Annotated in this window: 12 protein-coding genes and 1 riboswitch; of the genes, 7 read left to right on the plus strand and 5 right to left on the minus strand. The window is 38.9% G+C overall.

Features of this window, described 5'->3' with window-relative positions; genetic code table 11:
- Positions 1 to 15 precede the first annotated feature (15 nt).
- Positions 16 to 798 carry a SusE domain-containing protein gene (locus tag NMU02_RS09545; RefSeq protein WP_255027624.1) on the plus strand — a complete coding sequence of 261 codons (783 nt, stop codon included), beginning with the start codon at positions 16 to 18 and terminating at the stop codon, positions 796 to 798.
- A 65-nt stretch (positions 799 to 863) separates the two neighbouring features.
- Here NMU02_RS09545 and NMU02_RS09550 read toward each other — a convergent pair whose 3' ends face one another.
- The 4 genes from NMU02_RS09550 to NMU02_RS09565 form a co-directional block, all read right to left on the minus strand.
- The gene (locus NMU02_RS09550; RefSeq protein WP_255027625.1) at positions 864 to 1,487 is read right to left on the minus strand and encodes a hypothetical protein; all 624 of its coding nucleotides are present in this window, start codon (positions 1,485 to 1,487) and stop codon (positions 864 to 866) included.
- Complete coding sequence (locus NMU02_RS09555; RefSeq protein WP_255027626.1) at positions 1,484 to 2,536, minus strand: asparaginase; 1,053 nt, start codon at positions 2,534 to 2,536, stop codon at positions 1,484 to 1,486. The genes NMU02_RS09550 and NMU02_RS09555 overlap by 4 nt, the downstream gene beginning before the upstream one ends.
- A gap of 125 nt (positions 2,537 to 2,661) precedes the next feature.
- Positions 2,662 to 3,585, minus strand: a complete 924-nt coding sequence (locus tag NMU02_RS09560; protein ID WP_255027627.1) for a DMT family transporter — start codon at positions 3,583 to 3,585, stop codon at positions 2,662 to 2,664.
- 148 nt (positions 3,586 to 3,733) lie between these two features.
- Entirely contained in the window at positions 3,734 to 5,620 is a 1,887-nt protein-coding gene (locus NMU02_RS09565) for a helix-turn-helix domain-containing protein (RefSeq protein ID WP_255027628.1), read from the minus strand.
- A 194-nt stretch (positions 5,621 to 5,814) separates the two neighbouring features.
- Between NMU02_RS09565 and NMU02_RS09570 the strand changes: the two genes are divergently transcribed.
- The 4 genes from NMU02_RS09570 to thrC all read left to right on the plus strand — a co-directional run bounded on the left by NMU02_RS09570 (position 5,815) and on the right by thrC (position 12,596).
- The gene (locus NMU02_RS09570) at positions 5,815 to 6,924 is read left to right on the plus strand and encodes a helix-turn-helix domain-containing protein (RefSeq protein ID WP_255027629.1); all 1,110 of its coding nucleotides are present in this window, start codon (positions 5,815 to 5,817) and stop codon (positions 6,922 to 6,924) included.
- 655 nt (positions 6,925 to 7,579) lie between these two features.
- Positions 7,580 to 10,015, plus strand: coding sequence for a bifunctional aspartate kinase/homoserine dehydrogenase I (thrA, locus tag NMU02_RS09575; RefSeq protein WP_255027630.1), 2,436 nt, complete (start codon positions 7,580 to 7,582; stop codon positions 10,013 to 10,015).
- Positions 10,016 to 10,077: 62 nt separating this feature from the next.
- The gene (locus tag NMU02_RS09580; protein WP_255027631.1) at positions 10,078 to 11,289 is read left to right on the plus strand and encodes a cofactor-independent phosphoglycerate mutase; all 1,212 of its coding nucleotides are present in this window, start codon (positions 10,078 to 10,080) and stop codon (positions 11,287 to 11,289) included.
- 5 nt (positions 11,290 to 11,294) lie between these two features.
- Positions 11,295 to 12,596: a threonine synthase gene (gene thrC / locus NMU02_RS09585; protein WP_255027632.1), complete on the plus strand. Its 1,302-nt coding sequence runs from the start codon at positions 11,295 to 11,297 to the stop codon at positions 12,594 to 12,596.
- A 67-nt stretch (positions 12,597 to 12,663) separates the two neighbouring features.
- On the opposite strand, the gene NMU02_RS09590 is transcribed toward thrC, so the two are convergent.
- Positions 12,664 to 12,891, minus strand: a complete 228-nt coding sequence (locus NMU02_RS09590; protein WP_255027633.1) for a hypothetical protein — start codon at positions 12,889 to 12,891, stop codon at positions 12,664 to 12,666.
- Between NMU02_RS09590 and NMU02_RS09595 the strand changes: the two genes are divergently transcribed.
- Both NMU02_RS09595 and NMU02_RS09600 read left to right on the plus strand, forming a co-directional pair.
- The gene (locus NMU02_RS09595; protein WP_255027634.1) at positions 12,890 to 13,531 is read left to right on the plus strand and encodes a response regulator transcription factor; all 642 of its coding nucleotides are present in this window, start codon (positions 12,890 to 12,892) and stop codon (positions 13,529 to 13,531) included. The two genes, NMU02_RS09590 and NMU02_RS09595, sit on opposite strands and share 2 nt — an antisense overlap.
- A gap of 43 nt (positions 13,532 to 13,574) precedes the next feature.
- A riboswitch (cobalamin riboswitch) is annotated at positions 13,575 to 13,777 on the plus strand.
- A 135-nt stretch (positions 13,778 to 13,912) separates the two neighbouring features.
- The gene (locus NMU02_RS09600; RefSeq protein WP_255027635.1) at positions 13,913 to 14,965 is read left to right on the plus strand and encodes a YncE family protein; all 1,053 of its coding nucleotides are present in this window, start codon (positions 13,913 to 13,915) and stop codon (positions 14,963 to 14,965) included.
- Positions 14,966 to 15,012: the final 47 nt, after the last annotated feature.

Consider the following 15,012-nt stretch of genomic DNA (forward strand, 5'->3'; position numbering starts at 1 on the left):
TAAATCATAAAAGAGATGAAAAAAGTTATTAGATATATTTTTATGACAACTGTGATCGCATTGGGGCTCACCTCCTGTAACGACGACACAAGTCCCGTACTGGATTATACCCGTGCACCGGAGATCGCTCCGCTCGAAAGCCCGGTAATCATTCTGAATGAAGCCAGCGAATCGTTTATTGCAGAAACATTTGCCTGGACAAAAGGTGAATATGGTTTTCAAGCCGCCCCATTATATGTTCTTCAACTCGATAACGACAAAAGTTTTCCCGATCCGGTTACACTTGCCGAATCCAATAAAGACTATGCAACCGTTACCGTCGGAAAACTGAATACAGCAGCTACCATTCTGGGAGGAGAACCGGGTACGCCAATTGAAGTATACGCCCGCTTACAAGCAAAACTAACGAACAATGTCGTAATGTATTCCGATGCCACAGATCTCTTAGTCACCACTTATCCTACGGTTGTCGATTACCCTAAATTATATGTCCCGGGATCGTATCAAGGATGGGATATAGCCAACGCTCCTACATTGACTTCGTGGAGAATGAATAATAAGTACGAAGGATATATCAATTTCGTTAATTCGAGCGATCCTACTGCAGCCATTACTTTTAAGCTGACAACAAAACCGGCCTGGGGACAAGGGAATGAATACGGTAGCGGAGGAGCACCCGGAACTCTCGAGCTGAAAGGTGGAGACATAAGCATTTCTCCCCAAGGATTATATCATTTAATAGTGGACCTGAATACGCTTACCTATACCGCAACACCCTCTACAGGACCTACTGAATGATAAAACATATACAAAAGAAGCCCCGTCTTTGTATGATAAATGACGAGGCTTCTTTTGTATATTCATTATCGTATTTTTATCGGTTGCAGTATTTCTTTTTCCCGCTCGAATACCTGATATAGTTTATCGACAAAGCCCATAAGTTCATTGCCTTGGGGATTCTTTATCTTCAGAAACAATCCATAAGCACATAGAGCGATTCCACAAGACTTGTATTTACGATTTATTGTTTCAGATACCTTTTTCAAATCGGTACCCGGTTTTGCAGTACATAATAAAATAATATCCGAACCGGGTCTTACCCCATAAATACATTTGTTATACTCACATAATAGATTCATATAAAAGAGGCTGTTACCCGCAGGTGTACCTCCTACCGATAACCATAGAGATAACTTATCTCCGACTTCTTCCCGATATGAGCGATAGGAAATTATAGTTTTTTTCAGATAATGATATTGTTTCAAAAGATTCCACGACCCGACAATGACAGTGAGTATACTCCCATAAAGGATGTTCACCAGTATACGAACTGCCCAACCGGACTCAATTCCTCTGTTAAACGAAAAAAAGAATATCGAAAAAATAGGGATAAGCATTATTAAGCCTCGTATAATTGCTTTCCGACTTAACCGGATATATTCTGCAATTCCCGGTATCTTTACATTATCCGAAAATATTTCATTCATAATTTACGCTCTCCCGGAATCGTTAATTCACCGATTAATGAACAATCCATGTGTTCTTTTACTTCTTTTGGAGTAAGCCCGTGTCCGAAAAGGAACATCAGTTTAGTAAGAGCCGATTCTGTCGTACAATCATATCCACTCACCACCCCGGCTTCTTTCAGTCTATTGCCTGTGCCGTAAAGATCCATCTGTACACTGCCGCTTAAGCATTGCGAAACATTTACAATCACAATTCCACGCCCGACTGCATCCCGTAACATATCTATAAACCAAGCTGCAGTCGGAGCATTTCCCGATCCGTATGTTTCCATTACGACGCCTTTCAAACCCGGAATATTAAGAATACCCTGTACAGTCTGGGAAGTAATACCCGGAAAAAGTTTCAACACAACCACATTCGTATCCATTAGGTAATGAGCCTTGAGCGGTTTACGTAGAACCGGCCGGTAAATAAGATTTACATCATACCGGATATGTACCCCGGCACGTGCAAGCGCAGGGTAATTAAACGAACGAAATGCATTAAAGTTTTCAGCACTCATTTTGGTCGTACGATTGGCGCGCATCAGATGATTCTCGAAAAATATACAAACTTCCGGAACCACAGGTAAACCGTTTTCCTTCGCTGCAGCGATTTCGATAGCAGTAATCAAATTTTCCTTTCCATCGGTACGCAACATCCCTATCGGTAATTGAGATCCCGTAAAAATTACCGGCTTTCCCAAATTTTCGAGCATAAAACTCAATGCCGAAGCCGTATATGCCATCGTGTCGGTCCCGTGTAAAACGACAAAACCATCGAACAAATCGTAATTATCTGAAATCATACGTACCAACCTTACCCAACAATCAGGACCGATTTCCGATGAATCGAGAGGAGGATCGAACTGTATCGTGGAAATAGAAAATCCCAAACGCTTCAACTCGGGAACATTATCAAGCAAATGATCGAAATTAAAAGGTTCGAGTATGCCGGTCTCGGTGTTTTCTATCATTCCGATAGTTCCGCCCGTATAGATAATGAGAACAGATGTTTTCGTATCGGTCATTATAAATCATATTTTATCATCGAATGACAAAAATATAAAAATTTATCCTGAATACAGGATTTGTTACTCAGAAAAAACGACGAATTATAGATTTTAAGCCCTAAAAAGTAGCAAAATGAAATTATTTATTTCCCCGATGACTTTTCAGCCAACATTTGTGCTCTCGATTTACTCTGTGTGACAATATATACTCCTGCAAAAACCAATATACCGGCAACCCCTTTAGTAAGGCCGAAAGTATCTAAACCTATGATCACGGCAACAGCCGTTGCTACCAACGGTTGTATATAATTATACATACTCAATGTTGTAGGCCGTAATGTTTTCTGCCCGACAGGAATCATCAGATAGGCAAAAAATGTAGCTGCAAAAACGACATAAGCTATACGCCACCAAGCTCCGGCCGGTAACTCACTGTAATCAACCGACGCCACATCCCGGTAAAGTACCGGAAGGCAAACAATCGCAGCATATAAAAACATCCACTTCATAAGTGTTACCGAAGAATAACGGGAAATAAGATTTTTGAAAACAGTAAGATAAATGGCAAACGAAATACAACTAACCACACACAACAGGTTACCAATCATATTTCCCGACCCCACTGCGGTTCCGGCATGTCCTGAAGAAATCAGTAAAATAGCTCCCGACATACCTACTACAATACCGACGACTTTAGTCCAGGTAATCGGCTCTTTCAGGTACATCGCCGATACGATCATCGTAATAATAGGAGCCGTAGTCGCGACAATCGCGGCATCGATAGGAGCAGTCATTTGCAACCCATGTAAAAAAAGCATCTGATTGAACATCACACCGAAAAACGCGGCAAAGAATAATAAAAGCAGATCTTTTCTCGTCACTTTTTCTCTTTTACAAAATAAAGACAATAACCAAAACGCAGTACATGCACCGATCAACCGAAAATAATTTAAAGCTCCGGCAGGAAGAAAGTCCGGCATCAGAGTTTTCGAGATAGGGGTATTCACACCCCATACTACATTAGCCATAAGTAAAGCTATATGGCCTTTCCATTTTTCAATTGTCATATCTAAGGGCTTTAAACGCAGAAATACAGGCAATACTTTACCGCTATTCTGCCACGCAAAGGTAAATTATTTTCTCTAAAGCAAACCAGTTTTTCCGAATCTGTCCGAATATCTTTTCCAAAGACTATAACAAAATAAAATATATTGTTCACTTATGATCTTTTTCCCACTCGACATATTGTTTAGGACTCATCGAAGTGTATTGCTTAAAAGACCGGTAAAAAGAAGCTAAAGAGGAAAAACCAGCCTCTCGGTAAAGTGCTTGAATATCGGTATCCTCATCGAGTCGTTCGATTACATAGCGTATCCGGTAACCATTCAGCCATTGATTGAAGTTTTTCCCCGAACGATTATTAATACAAGCAGACAAATAAGTACGATTTACGTTCATCAACCGGGAAAGAAATTCGAGAGAAAGTTCCGGATCGCGATACAAATATCGGGAACTCATCACTTCATCCGTTTTTTTAAACAAAGATTCTTCGGGATCGACCGTCTGGTCGCTCTGTTGCAAGCCTTTCTTTAAATTATCAATCTCCTGTTGCTTATTATATATAAGAGATAACTGTTGCCTTTTACGAGTATACATCCACCACAACATAGTCACAATACCCACTAATAAAACAATAAGAAACATGGATAACACAAGAGTTCTTTTCGAATATTCAATCTGCTTTTCTTTCCAGTCGATCGAATCGATAAACTCTTTATTCTTATAGCGTCGCGTAATCGTACCGAAATTCTTTTCTTTTTCCTGTTCGGTAAAATAATGCGTCAAAGAATCTCTTCTATCGAGTGCTTCAAACGCCTTAGCAAATTCACCCGAACTACGATAGAACGATGCATACACTTTTAATGCCTCTATCGCATTTTTCAGGTTATATCGTGCCAGTTCACTATATGCCATCGGACGCATTAAATCCAGAACACCCAACCCGGCCTCGGTCTTCCCATTTTTCTCTAACAAACGGGCATACCTTATACACATCGGAAACGAACAATAGGGTAAGTTAAGTTTACTCCCAAACACGCCGCTCTGCTTTTCTTTCGAAACTTTAAAATCAGATATGGCTTTACGGAAATATAACTCCGCTGAATCTATCCGTTCCTCCCTCACATAAGTATCGGCAATGCTTATATATACAGTCGACCGGCCAATCCGATTCCCCTGGTCAAGTACCTTGCGAAAATAATTACGGGCGATGTTATATTTATCCATCCCCACATAATTTTCGGCGATCTTAAAATTTACATTCTCCTGATTATCCTTTCCCAACAAAAATGAAAGTTTTTTCAGTAATCGCAATGATTCTTCATAATGGCCTAATGCATAAGCATCCATCGCCATTCCCGAAAGAATACCCAACTGTTTATCCTGTACTCCTTTTTTCTCCGACACTTCATAGGCTTTCCGGTTCATTTCCCAGCTTTTAGCCATATCTCCCATCAGATTGAATAAAACAGCTATAGCTCTCATTTGCGAGATCATTTTCAACGCATCATCCCGTTTGGTATAAAATGCCAATAATTCATTATGCAGGTTAATAACCGTTTCATACTGTTCCATCCACCTCAAATATTCTGCTTTACGTACCGTTATATCTTCCCACTCCTTTTCAGAAAGAGAATAACCGCTTTCCAATTCCCGACACCGGCGGTACCCTTCAGCAAGAGCATAATTTTCTAACCCGGGGACATATAGGTATAACTCTTCATAATAAAACACCACCATACGGTATAAAACGGCTTTTTTCTGTTTGGTATTAGCGATATCATATGCCTTAATGAGGCACATTTCTTTTTTTTTGAATTCGGATTCTTCTATAGCAGGCCTTTCGGATAGACGCAATAATACCGGTATAGCTTCCCGGGGTGATAATGTCTGAGCAGAATCACATATTATATCGAAATAAGGAGAAACGACCGTTACCGTGTCGGCCTGTTCCAATAAGGCAGCCTTCTTATTATCATGTCTGTTATTGCAGGCATAACAGAATAAAAACAATAAAAATATATTTATTACAGAATATTTCATCGATCAGGCTCTTATCAAAAATTGCAGAAAGCCGGACTTACCGGCAGAATATAGAAAACTCTTACAAACACCAGTCTGCCTTGCAAAAATAACCATTCTTTCGAAATCATAATACTCTCATATTCGTTTTATCGGTATATATTAAAACCTACCGTTCTATCTTTTTCCTATATTTGCCGGTACGAACTATAAACATGATAATTATTCTACTTAAAATATCAGCAATTCTATTATCATTAATTGCATGGCTGGGACTATGCTCTACAGGATTCATTATATTGAAATACCCTTATAAAAGAATATCTGATCCCATTCTAACCGGTATTCTTTTCGTATTATTATTTCTATGTACTTATAATAGTTTTTACGAAGGAATTACTCTTTTTCAAGGGATCTCCCTTATACCGGCCCCCAATTTATGGACGATGACTTTGCTGCCTCCTCTTATTTTTCTCTATATAAAGAAAAAAGCTTCCGGTAAAAATATCCACATAAAAGATGCCGCAAGACACTTTATCTTCCCGGTATTACTTTTTCTCTTTTATATTGTAAACGTATTTGCACAAAAAAACGAAGACCGTATAATTTATGCTTGGAGTGATATTATATACCGGACTGGAGATTGGTGGATTATCTTTCGCTTCACCTGCCTCGCTTTGTTTTTAGTCGAATGTATTTTTTACATTCCATATATAATAAAACTATGCAAAAGATTTCCCGACCGATCGCCAGAAATCAACATCGTCTCTATATTATCAATAGTAATATTATTCGAATTAGTTACCATACTTTCTGTTAGTTACATTCCCGAAATATTTTACAATATTTCCTTAATGGGACTATGCATTTATCTTATCATCAAAGTAACTCCTCATTCACAGAATAGCGACTTGAAAATACCAGTTATTTCCGACCATAGGGTAGTAATTTCCGAAAAAAAAGACTACAATTATGTAACCGATAATCTTACGGAAGCAATCAAAACATCGTTAGAAAAATTAATGAACGAATCTTGCCTTTATCGCAATCCCGAAATTACCATATCGCAGCTGGCATCTTTACTGGCAACAAACGAAACATATCTAAGTAGATACCTGAATAATCATCTGGGTAAAAGTTTTCCCGAATGGATTAACCATTTCCGTATAAAAGAAGCCGAAAAACTTCTTGAAGACAAACACCTCACCACTCTCGAAATTTCTGAAAAAGTAGGATTTCAGTCTCTTTCTACATTTTATCACCTATTTAAGGCAAAACATGGCATTCCTCCCGCACAATGGAGGAGAGAACACAACCGGAAATAAAACAACTACAAATATTTCTCGATTTTTATTCTCATATTATCAATTCTAATGATTTTTAAGGGCCAATATTGATTTTTAATTACATATATATCAATATTTTACATATTCTCAAATTAATTATTGAAATCCGTAATCAGATTAATCTTCAATATCTTTATTTTTGAATTACATAATACGATTAGGTGGTAAGAGTTTTTGCGAAGGACTAACGATTCGGACAACTTCCGGAAATATCAGCCATTTCGGATTTTATAAAATCCGAAATGGCTGATTTATTAATATGGCATCATATAGTTACTACAACGGACAATTTTCCGTCAATTCATCATAAAAAGAGTTTTTTTGTAGGAGAAATAAAAAATTATATATAATATTGCAGAGAAAATAAAAAATCAAAATACGGAAAAATGAGAATACGCCATTTATATATGTTCACTCTCTCCTCCATGATGACCCCTTAGGGGGTAGAATTCTTTTTTCCGTCTCTTTAACAGGTTAACGAATAATAATCGGGACTTGTATCAAAACAATCTTTATAAATTTGTGTGTTTGTCTGTTTTCCTTAAATATTTAAAGGTATGCAGACCGGGATAGCAGGACATATGAAAATATGCCTGAAATTTTATTATTTATTCCATTTATCAATTATATACCGATGAAAGTATTAAAATTCGGAGGGACATCCGTAGGTACTGTAGAAAGTATCAGAAGCGTAAAAAAAATAGTAGAAGCCTGTGAAGAACCGGCAATAGTAGTAGTATCGGCATTAGGAGGGATAACCGATAAACTAATAGAAACAGCCCGTATGGCAAACAACGGGAATAACGGCTGGATGACTAATTTCGAATATATTGTACAACGCCACCACACAGTCATCGAAGGAATCGTTCCTGATAATAAAAAAAAGGAAGTAACCGAAACAATAGATTCTCTGCTCGATGAATTAAAAAATATTTATCGGGGAGTTTCGCTCATACGCGATTTATCCACCAAAATATTAGATACGATCGTTAGCTATGGAGAACGTTTATCATCTTTTATCGTAAGTCGAGTTATAAAAGATGCCATACATTACGATTCACGTCAATTTATTAAAACAGAAATTCAATATAACAAACATATCGTCGATTTCGAACTTACCAACCATTTGGTAAGAGAAACATTTTCTGAAATCCCTAAAGTAGCTCTCGTGCCGGGGTTTATTTCCTCCGATAAAAAAAGCAACGATACCACCAATCTCGGGCGGGGCGGATCCGATTATACCGCAGCGATACTGGCAGCCGCACTGGATGCATCGAAACTTGAAATATGGACCGATGTCGACGGCTTCATGACAGCAGATCCGAGAGTGATCAATACGACTTATGTTATCGAACATCTGTCGTTTGTAGAAGCAATGGAGTTATGTAATTTCGGAGCCAAAGTAATTTATCCCCCAACCATTTACCCGGTATATCACAAAAACATTCCTATCGTAATAAAAAATACATTTAATCCCGAAGCTCCCGGTACGATGATTACACAGGAAGAAGACTCGAGTGAAGGGAAAGCGATTAAAGGTATTTCTTCGATTAACGACACCTGTCTAATCACCGTAACAGGATTAGGGATGGTCGGTGTTATCGGAATCAATTACCGCATATTTAAAGCTCTGGCAAAATCAGGAGTCAGTGTATTCCTCGTATCCCAAGCATCATCCGAAAACAATACTTCTTTCGGAGTACGAAACGCCGATGCCGACTTAGCGGTAAAAGTCTTGAACGAAGAATTCGCCAAAGAAATAGAAATGGGCGAGATCAGTGAAATAACAGCCGAAAAAGATCTTGCAACTGTCGCAATCGTAGGAGAAAACATGAAACATACTCCCGGAATTGCCGGGAAACTATTCAATACGTTGGGCCGTAACGGTATTAATGTAATCGCCTGTGCACAAGGGGCTTCGGAAACTAACATTTCATTTGTTATTGAGCTGAACAGTTTAAGAAAAGCCCTGAACGTAATACACGATTCCTTTTTCCTTTCTTCCACTCAGGTACTTAACGTTTTTATCGCAGGTGTAGGACAGGTTGGAAGCGACCTACTCGACCAAATAAAATTACAACAACCGAAACTGCTTAAAAACAAATCCCTGAAATTAAATATCGTAGGACTGGCCAATTCAAAAAAATGTATTTTCAATAGAGACGGTATCTCTCTGGATTCTTATGAAGAAGGATTAAAACAATCGGATATAAACGCCACTCCACAAGCGATACGCGACGGCATAATCAATATGAATATTTTCAATGCAGTATTCGTAGATTGTACGGCCAGCACAACTATTGCCAGTATTTACAAAGACTTGCTCAGCCACAATGTCTCGGTCGTAGCTGCCAATAAAATTGCAGCGTCATCATCTTACGAATCTTATGCCGAACTGAAACATATCGCCCGAAGAAAAGATGTAAAATTTCTCTTCGAAACGAATGTAGGTGCTGGTCTCCCCATTATAAATACGATAAATAACCTGATAAACAGCGGAGACAAAATACTACGCATAGAAGCTGTCGTATCGGGAACACTCAATTACATTTTCAATGTAATCAGTGAAAATACCCCGTTAAGTAAAGCAATAAAAATGGCACAGGAAGCTGGATACAGTGAACCCGATCCGCGTGTCGACCTCAGTGGTCAAGACGTAATACGAAAACTTGTTATACTGGCTCGTGAAGCCGGATATAAAGTTGAACAGGAAGACGTAGAAAAACATTTATTTATTCCCGATAAATATTTTAGAGGATCTCTCGAAGAATTTTGGACAAATATTCCACAACTCGACCCGACTTTCGAAAAAAAGAGAAAAGAAGTCGCCAATGCCGGGAAACGGTTCCGTTTCGTAGCAAGTCTCGAGAATGGGAAAACATCGGTAGGATTACAAACCGTAGATGACAAACATCCTTTTTATCATCTTGAAGGCAGTAATAACGTAATTTTACTTACAACCGAGCGTTATAATGAATACCCCATGGTTATTAAAGGATACGGTGCAGGAGCCATGGTAACAGCCGCCGGCGTATTCGCCGATATTATAAGTATCGCGAATATCCGGTAAAATAAATTTTTAATCATCTCCGGCAACGGTTTTCCGATATGCCGGACTTAATAAATCGGAAAATGAAATACATTATTGTATTGGGTGACGGTATGGCCGATGAGCCGATCGCATCTCTCGGAAATAAGACTCTTTTACAGGCAGTTGATACTCCTTATATGGACATGCTCGCCCAAAAAGGACGCAACGGATTACTTGAAACCGTACCTTCCGGTTATCACCCCGGAAGCGAGATTGCAAATCTTTCGGTTCTGGGCTACGACCTCGATGAGGTTTTCGAAGGACGGGGATCCCTCGAAGCTGCCAGTATGGGTATAGATATTGAAGAAAATGAAATTGCTATGAGGTGTAACCTCGTATGCATAGAAAACAATCTATTAAAAAATCATTCCGCCGGGCATATTTCAAATGAAGAATCGTGGGAACTCATCCGTTATCTCCAAAAGAATCTGGGAGGAGACGACGTTAATTTCTTCCCTGGTGTTTCATACCGTCATTTATTGAAAATGAAAGAAGGAAGCAAATTTATCAAATGTATCCCACCTCACGACGTACCGGGAACTCCTTTCAGAGACATTCTGATAAAGGCAGAAAAACCGGAAGGTCTTAGGACAGCCGACAGGCTAAACAACCTGATATTCAAATCGCAAGAAATTCTCCAAAATCATCCGGTAAATCAGAAACGAATAGCCGAAGGAAAAGATCCGGCAAATAGTATCTGGCCCTGGTCTCCGGGAAACAAGCCCCGAATGAAAAGTTTGTCGGAACTCTACGGTATAAAAAACGGAGTGGTTATTTCAGCCGTGGATCTCATTCGGGGAATCGGAATATACGCAGGACTGAAACCTATAAACGTCGAAGGCGCTACCGGATTGTATACCACAAACTACGAAGGAAAAGCCGATACCGCCCTCGAAGCTTTAAAAACAAACGATTTCGTTTTTCTTCACGTAGAAGCCAGTGATGAAGCAGGCCATGAAGGAGATATCGAACTTAAAATGAAAACGATCGAATACCTCGATCGACGTCTTCTGAAAAGAATAATTGAAGGGGCACCGTCGTTGGGAGAACCTCTTACGATAGGCCTCTTACCCGATCATCCTACACCGTGCCGTTTACGTACCCATACCGCTATGCCGGTACCTTTTGTTATTTATAAACCCGGGACTACTGGCGATGAAGTAAAAAACTTCGATGAAATCAGTGCCAACAAAGGCATATACGGCACCTTATCTAAAGATATGTTTATCAAAGAATTTTTTAAACAACTCTAAATACAATGTTATATTACAGTACAAACAAACAGGTAAAAGAAGCCACACTGGAAGAGGCCGTTGTAAAAGGCCTCGCCGGAGATAAAGGCTTGTATATGCCGGAGAAAATAAAGAGGCTTCCCGATGCATTTTACCACAATATCGGAGAAATGACATTTCAGGAAATCTCCTTTATTGTAGCAGAGGCATTTTTTGGCGATGATGTAGAAGCTGATGTATTGAAAGAAATCGTATATGATACTCTGAATTTCGATACACCTCTGGTAAACGTAAAAGACAACCTGTATAGTCTGGAGTTATTTCATGGCCCCACTCTTGCCTTTAAAGATGTAGGCGCCCGCTTTATGGCCCGCCTCTTGGGATATTTTACCAAAAATAAAAAACAAAAGGAGATAAATGTGCTGGTAGCTACATCGGGAGATACCGGGAGTGCCGTTGCAAACGGATTTTTGGCAGTAAAAGGAATAAATGTATATGTCCTGTATCCTAAAGGAAAAGTAAGTGAAATACAGGAAAAACAATTTACCACTCTCGGACAAAATATTACAGCCATTGAAATCGATGGTACATTCGACGATTGCCAAGCACTGGTAAAATCGGCATTCTCTGACGAAGAACTCAACACAAAGATAAAATTAACTTCGGCCAATTCGATAAATATCGCCCGTTTTCTCCCACAGGCTTTTTATTACTTTTACGCTTACGCACAACTGGAGCGACAAAATAAAAATAAAAACGTAGTCGTTAGCGTCCCCAGTGGGAATTTCGGAAACATTACAGCAGGCCTTTTTGCAAAAAAAATGGGACTGCCGATAAAACGTTTTATTGCAGCCAATAACCGGAACGATATTTTTCTGAATTATCTCTTAACAGGATGCTATACTCCTAAACCATCGATAGCAACGATTGCTAACGCAATGGATGTAGGAGATCCCAGCAATTTCGCACGTATACTCGATCTTTACAAATACTCACACAACGCAATTTGTAACGACATTAGCGGCTACAGTTATACCGATGAAGAAATCATGAAAACTGTTGCCGAAACCTACCGGGAAACAGGTTATTTGCTCGACCCACACGGAGCATGCGGATATCAGGCTCTTATAGACGGATTATGTCCGGACGAAACAGGCATTTTCCTGGAAACAGCTCATCCGGCAAAATTTCTCGATACAGTAGAAAATATTATCGATGATAAAATCACCGTGCCTATAAAATTACAGGAATTTATGCAAGGAGAGAAAAAAAGTATCGAACTTACTACGGATTTTATACCCTTTAAAAAATTTCTGCTCAGCAGATAACAAACTTTATCAACAGGTTATCGACAATTCTCGTTAACTTGTTGATAATGGTTAAACCGAATAATCCTCAACGATTAAGAATACGGTTACGGGCATTATCAGCCTTACAGGCTTTTGATTTTCCAACCCTTTTACCAGACGGAGATTTATGATTTCTTCCCGATGAAATCTTTTTCCCTGCGTTTTTATGATGACGACCGTTTTGTTTCAATCTATTAGTTTTTATTACCAAACACAAAGATATGAAATAAGGAAAATAACACAATATGTCCCATAAAGAATCAACACCATTCATGAAAACAATTATTCTGGCCGACAACCAGGCTATCAGCCGAGAAGGATTGAGGCATCTGATTGCAGAAATACTTCCCGATATAATACCATCGGAAAGTAATAGCAAAAAAGAATTACTCTCACTTTTATCTTCTCAACCCGAGGCAACCGTGATACTCGATTATACACTTTTCGATTTTTCGGGACCAGAAGAACTTATTAATATATGCGAACGATATACCGATTCTTCTTGGCTGTTATTTTCGGACGAACTAAGTGACGATTTCATCAACCGCATCGTAATAAACCACCGTTTCGGTTTTCTGCTTAAAGACTGTTCTAAAGAAGAGATATTGCTGGGATTGCAAAAGACTCTTTCAGGACATCGCTATATCTGTAACGAAATAAGCAATCAACTAATATCGAAAAACAATACGAGCATTCGGGCAGAACGGCTTACTGCAACCGAGACAGAAATACTGAAACAAATCGCTCTCGGCAATTCTACCAAAGAAATCGCAACCATACGACATCTGAGTTTTCATACGGTTAATACTCACCGGAAAAATATTTTCAGGAAAATAAATGTAAATAACATGCATGAGGCTACTAAATACGCCATGAGAGCCGGCATTATCGATATTGCCGAATATTGTATATAAACCTAATATTCAGGATTCATTGTCTTTCCAATAAAATAGCTTATATTTGTCAGCGATTTAAGGTGAGGATTTGTCGTAACGACAATTATCCTAAAAGGGAATCCGGTGAAAGTCCGGAACTGTACCCGCAGCTGTGATCTTCTAAAAAAGTATCGAAGCCCTGCTTAAGCCACTGCCGTAATACCGGTGGGAAGGTTCTTTCGATATGAAGACAGTCAGAAAACCTGCCTGAAAATCATTACTGATTCGAGACTTCGGGTAAAGGTCGGGAATAGGAGGTCACAACGTATTAAATACGTTTAAAAAACACATTTTATAACTTCCTTTCTTCATATTTTATCCGATCTTCTTTAATAAAAAACTAATTAACGGATAAAAGATATGAAAAAAAACAGACTCTCTTTATTATTTTTTTATTTGACATTAACATTCGCTTTTACTTCATGCAGCGATGACGAACCCAAACCCGAACCTTCAGAAAAACCTTTCGCAGGAATATACGTACTTAATACGGGAAGTTATCCGGCTAATAACTCCAATCTCTTTTTTTACAATTCCAATACGCAGATAGCCACAAAAGACATTTTTAACGCCGTAAACAACCAAGCTCTCGGAAAAACGGGAAACAACATGATCGTATACGGATCGAAAATGTATATTGCCATGACCGACCAGAATGCCATATACGTGACCGACCGAAAAAGTAAATTGTTGAAAACGATCGAAACATTAGAGAAACCTCGTTACTTCACCTCGGACAACGGAAAAGTTTACGTATCTTCTTTTACCGGCGTAGTAGCTTGTATCGATACAACGGAAATGCAGATTAAAAAGGAAATCCCAGTAGGGAAATATCCCGAACAAATTGTAATTTCCAATAATAAACTTTATGTGGCAAACTCGGATTACACATACGATCAAAGTCAGAAAACCGTATCGGTTGTCGACCTGACTAACGATACGGAAAATAAAATTGAAGTGGCCGTTAATCCGGCATACCTGGCTAAGAACAGTGCCGGAAACATTTATGTACTCGCTTTGGGTAATTTCTATGCGAACATTCCCGCCGCATTATATAAGATCGATGCATCGAACAATGTAACACCGATGAATATCACCGCTACGGAAATGACAATATGCAACGACAAACTTTACTTACTGAATACCGTTTACGATGAAACCGGATCTTCTTCTACGATCACCGTATTCGACACTCGAACCGATGCGGTAATACCTAACGCCTTTATCAAAGATTATTCCGTATTCAGTTCATCTCCTTATAAACTGAGTGCCGATGAAGTGTCCGGCGACATTTATATAACTTCACAAGGAACAGAAGGAGGAGAAGTATATATCTTCGACAGTAACGGGAATTTGAAAAAGAAAATGAGTACCGGTGGCGATTATCCCGTTTGTACGGTCAACGTCAGATGACTTGAATAAAAAATTTAAAATTCAAGATTAATATAAATCGGATTCTA

Origin of the sequence: Coprobacter tertius, from assembly GCF_024330105.1 — a bacterium.
Taxonomy (GTDB): Bacteria; Bacteroidota; Bacteroidia; order Bacteroidales; family Coprobacteraceae; genus Coprobacter; species Coprobacter tertius.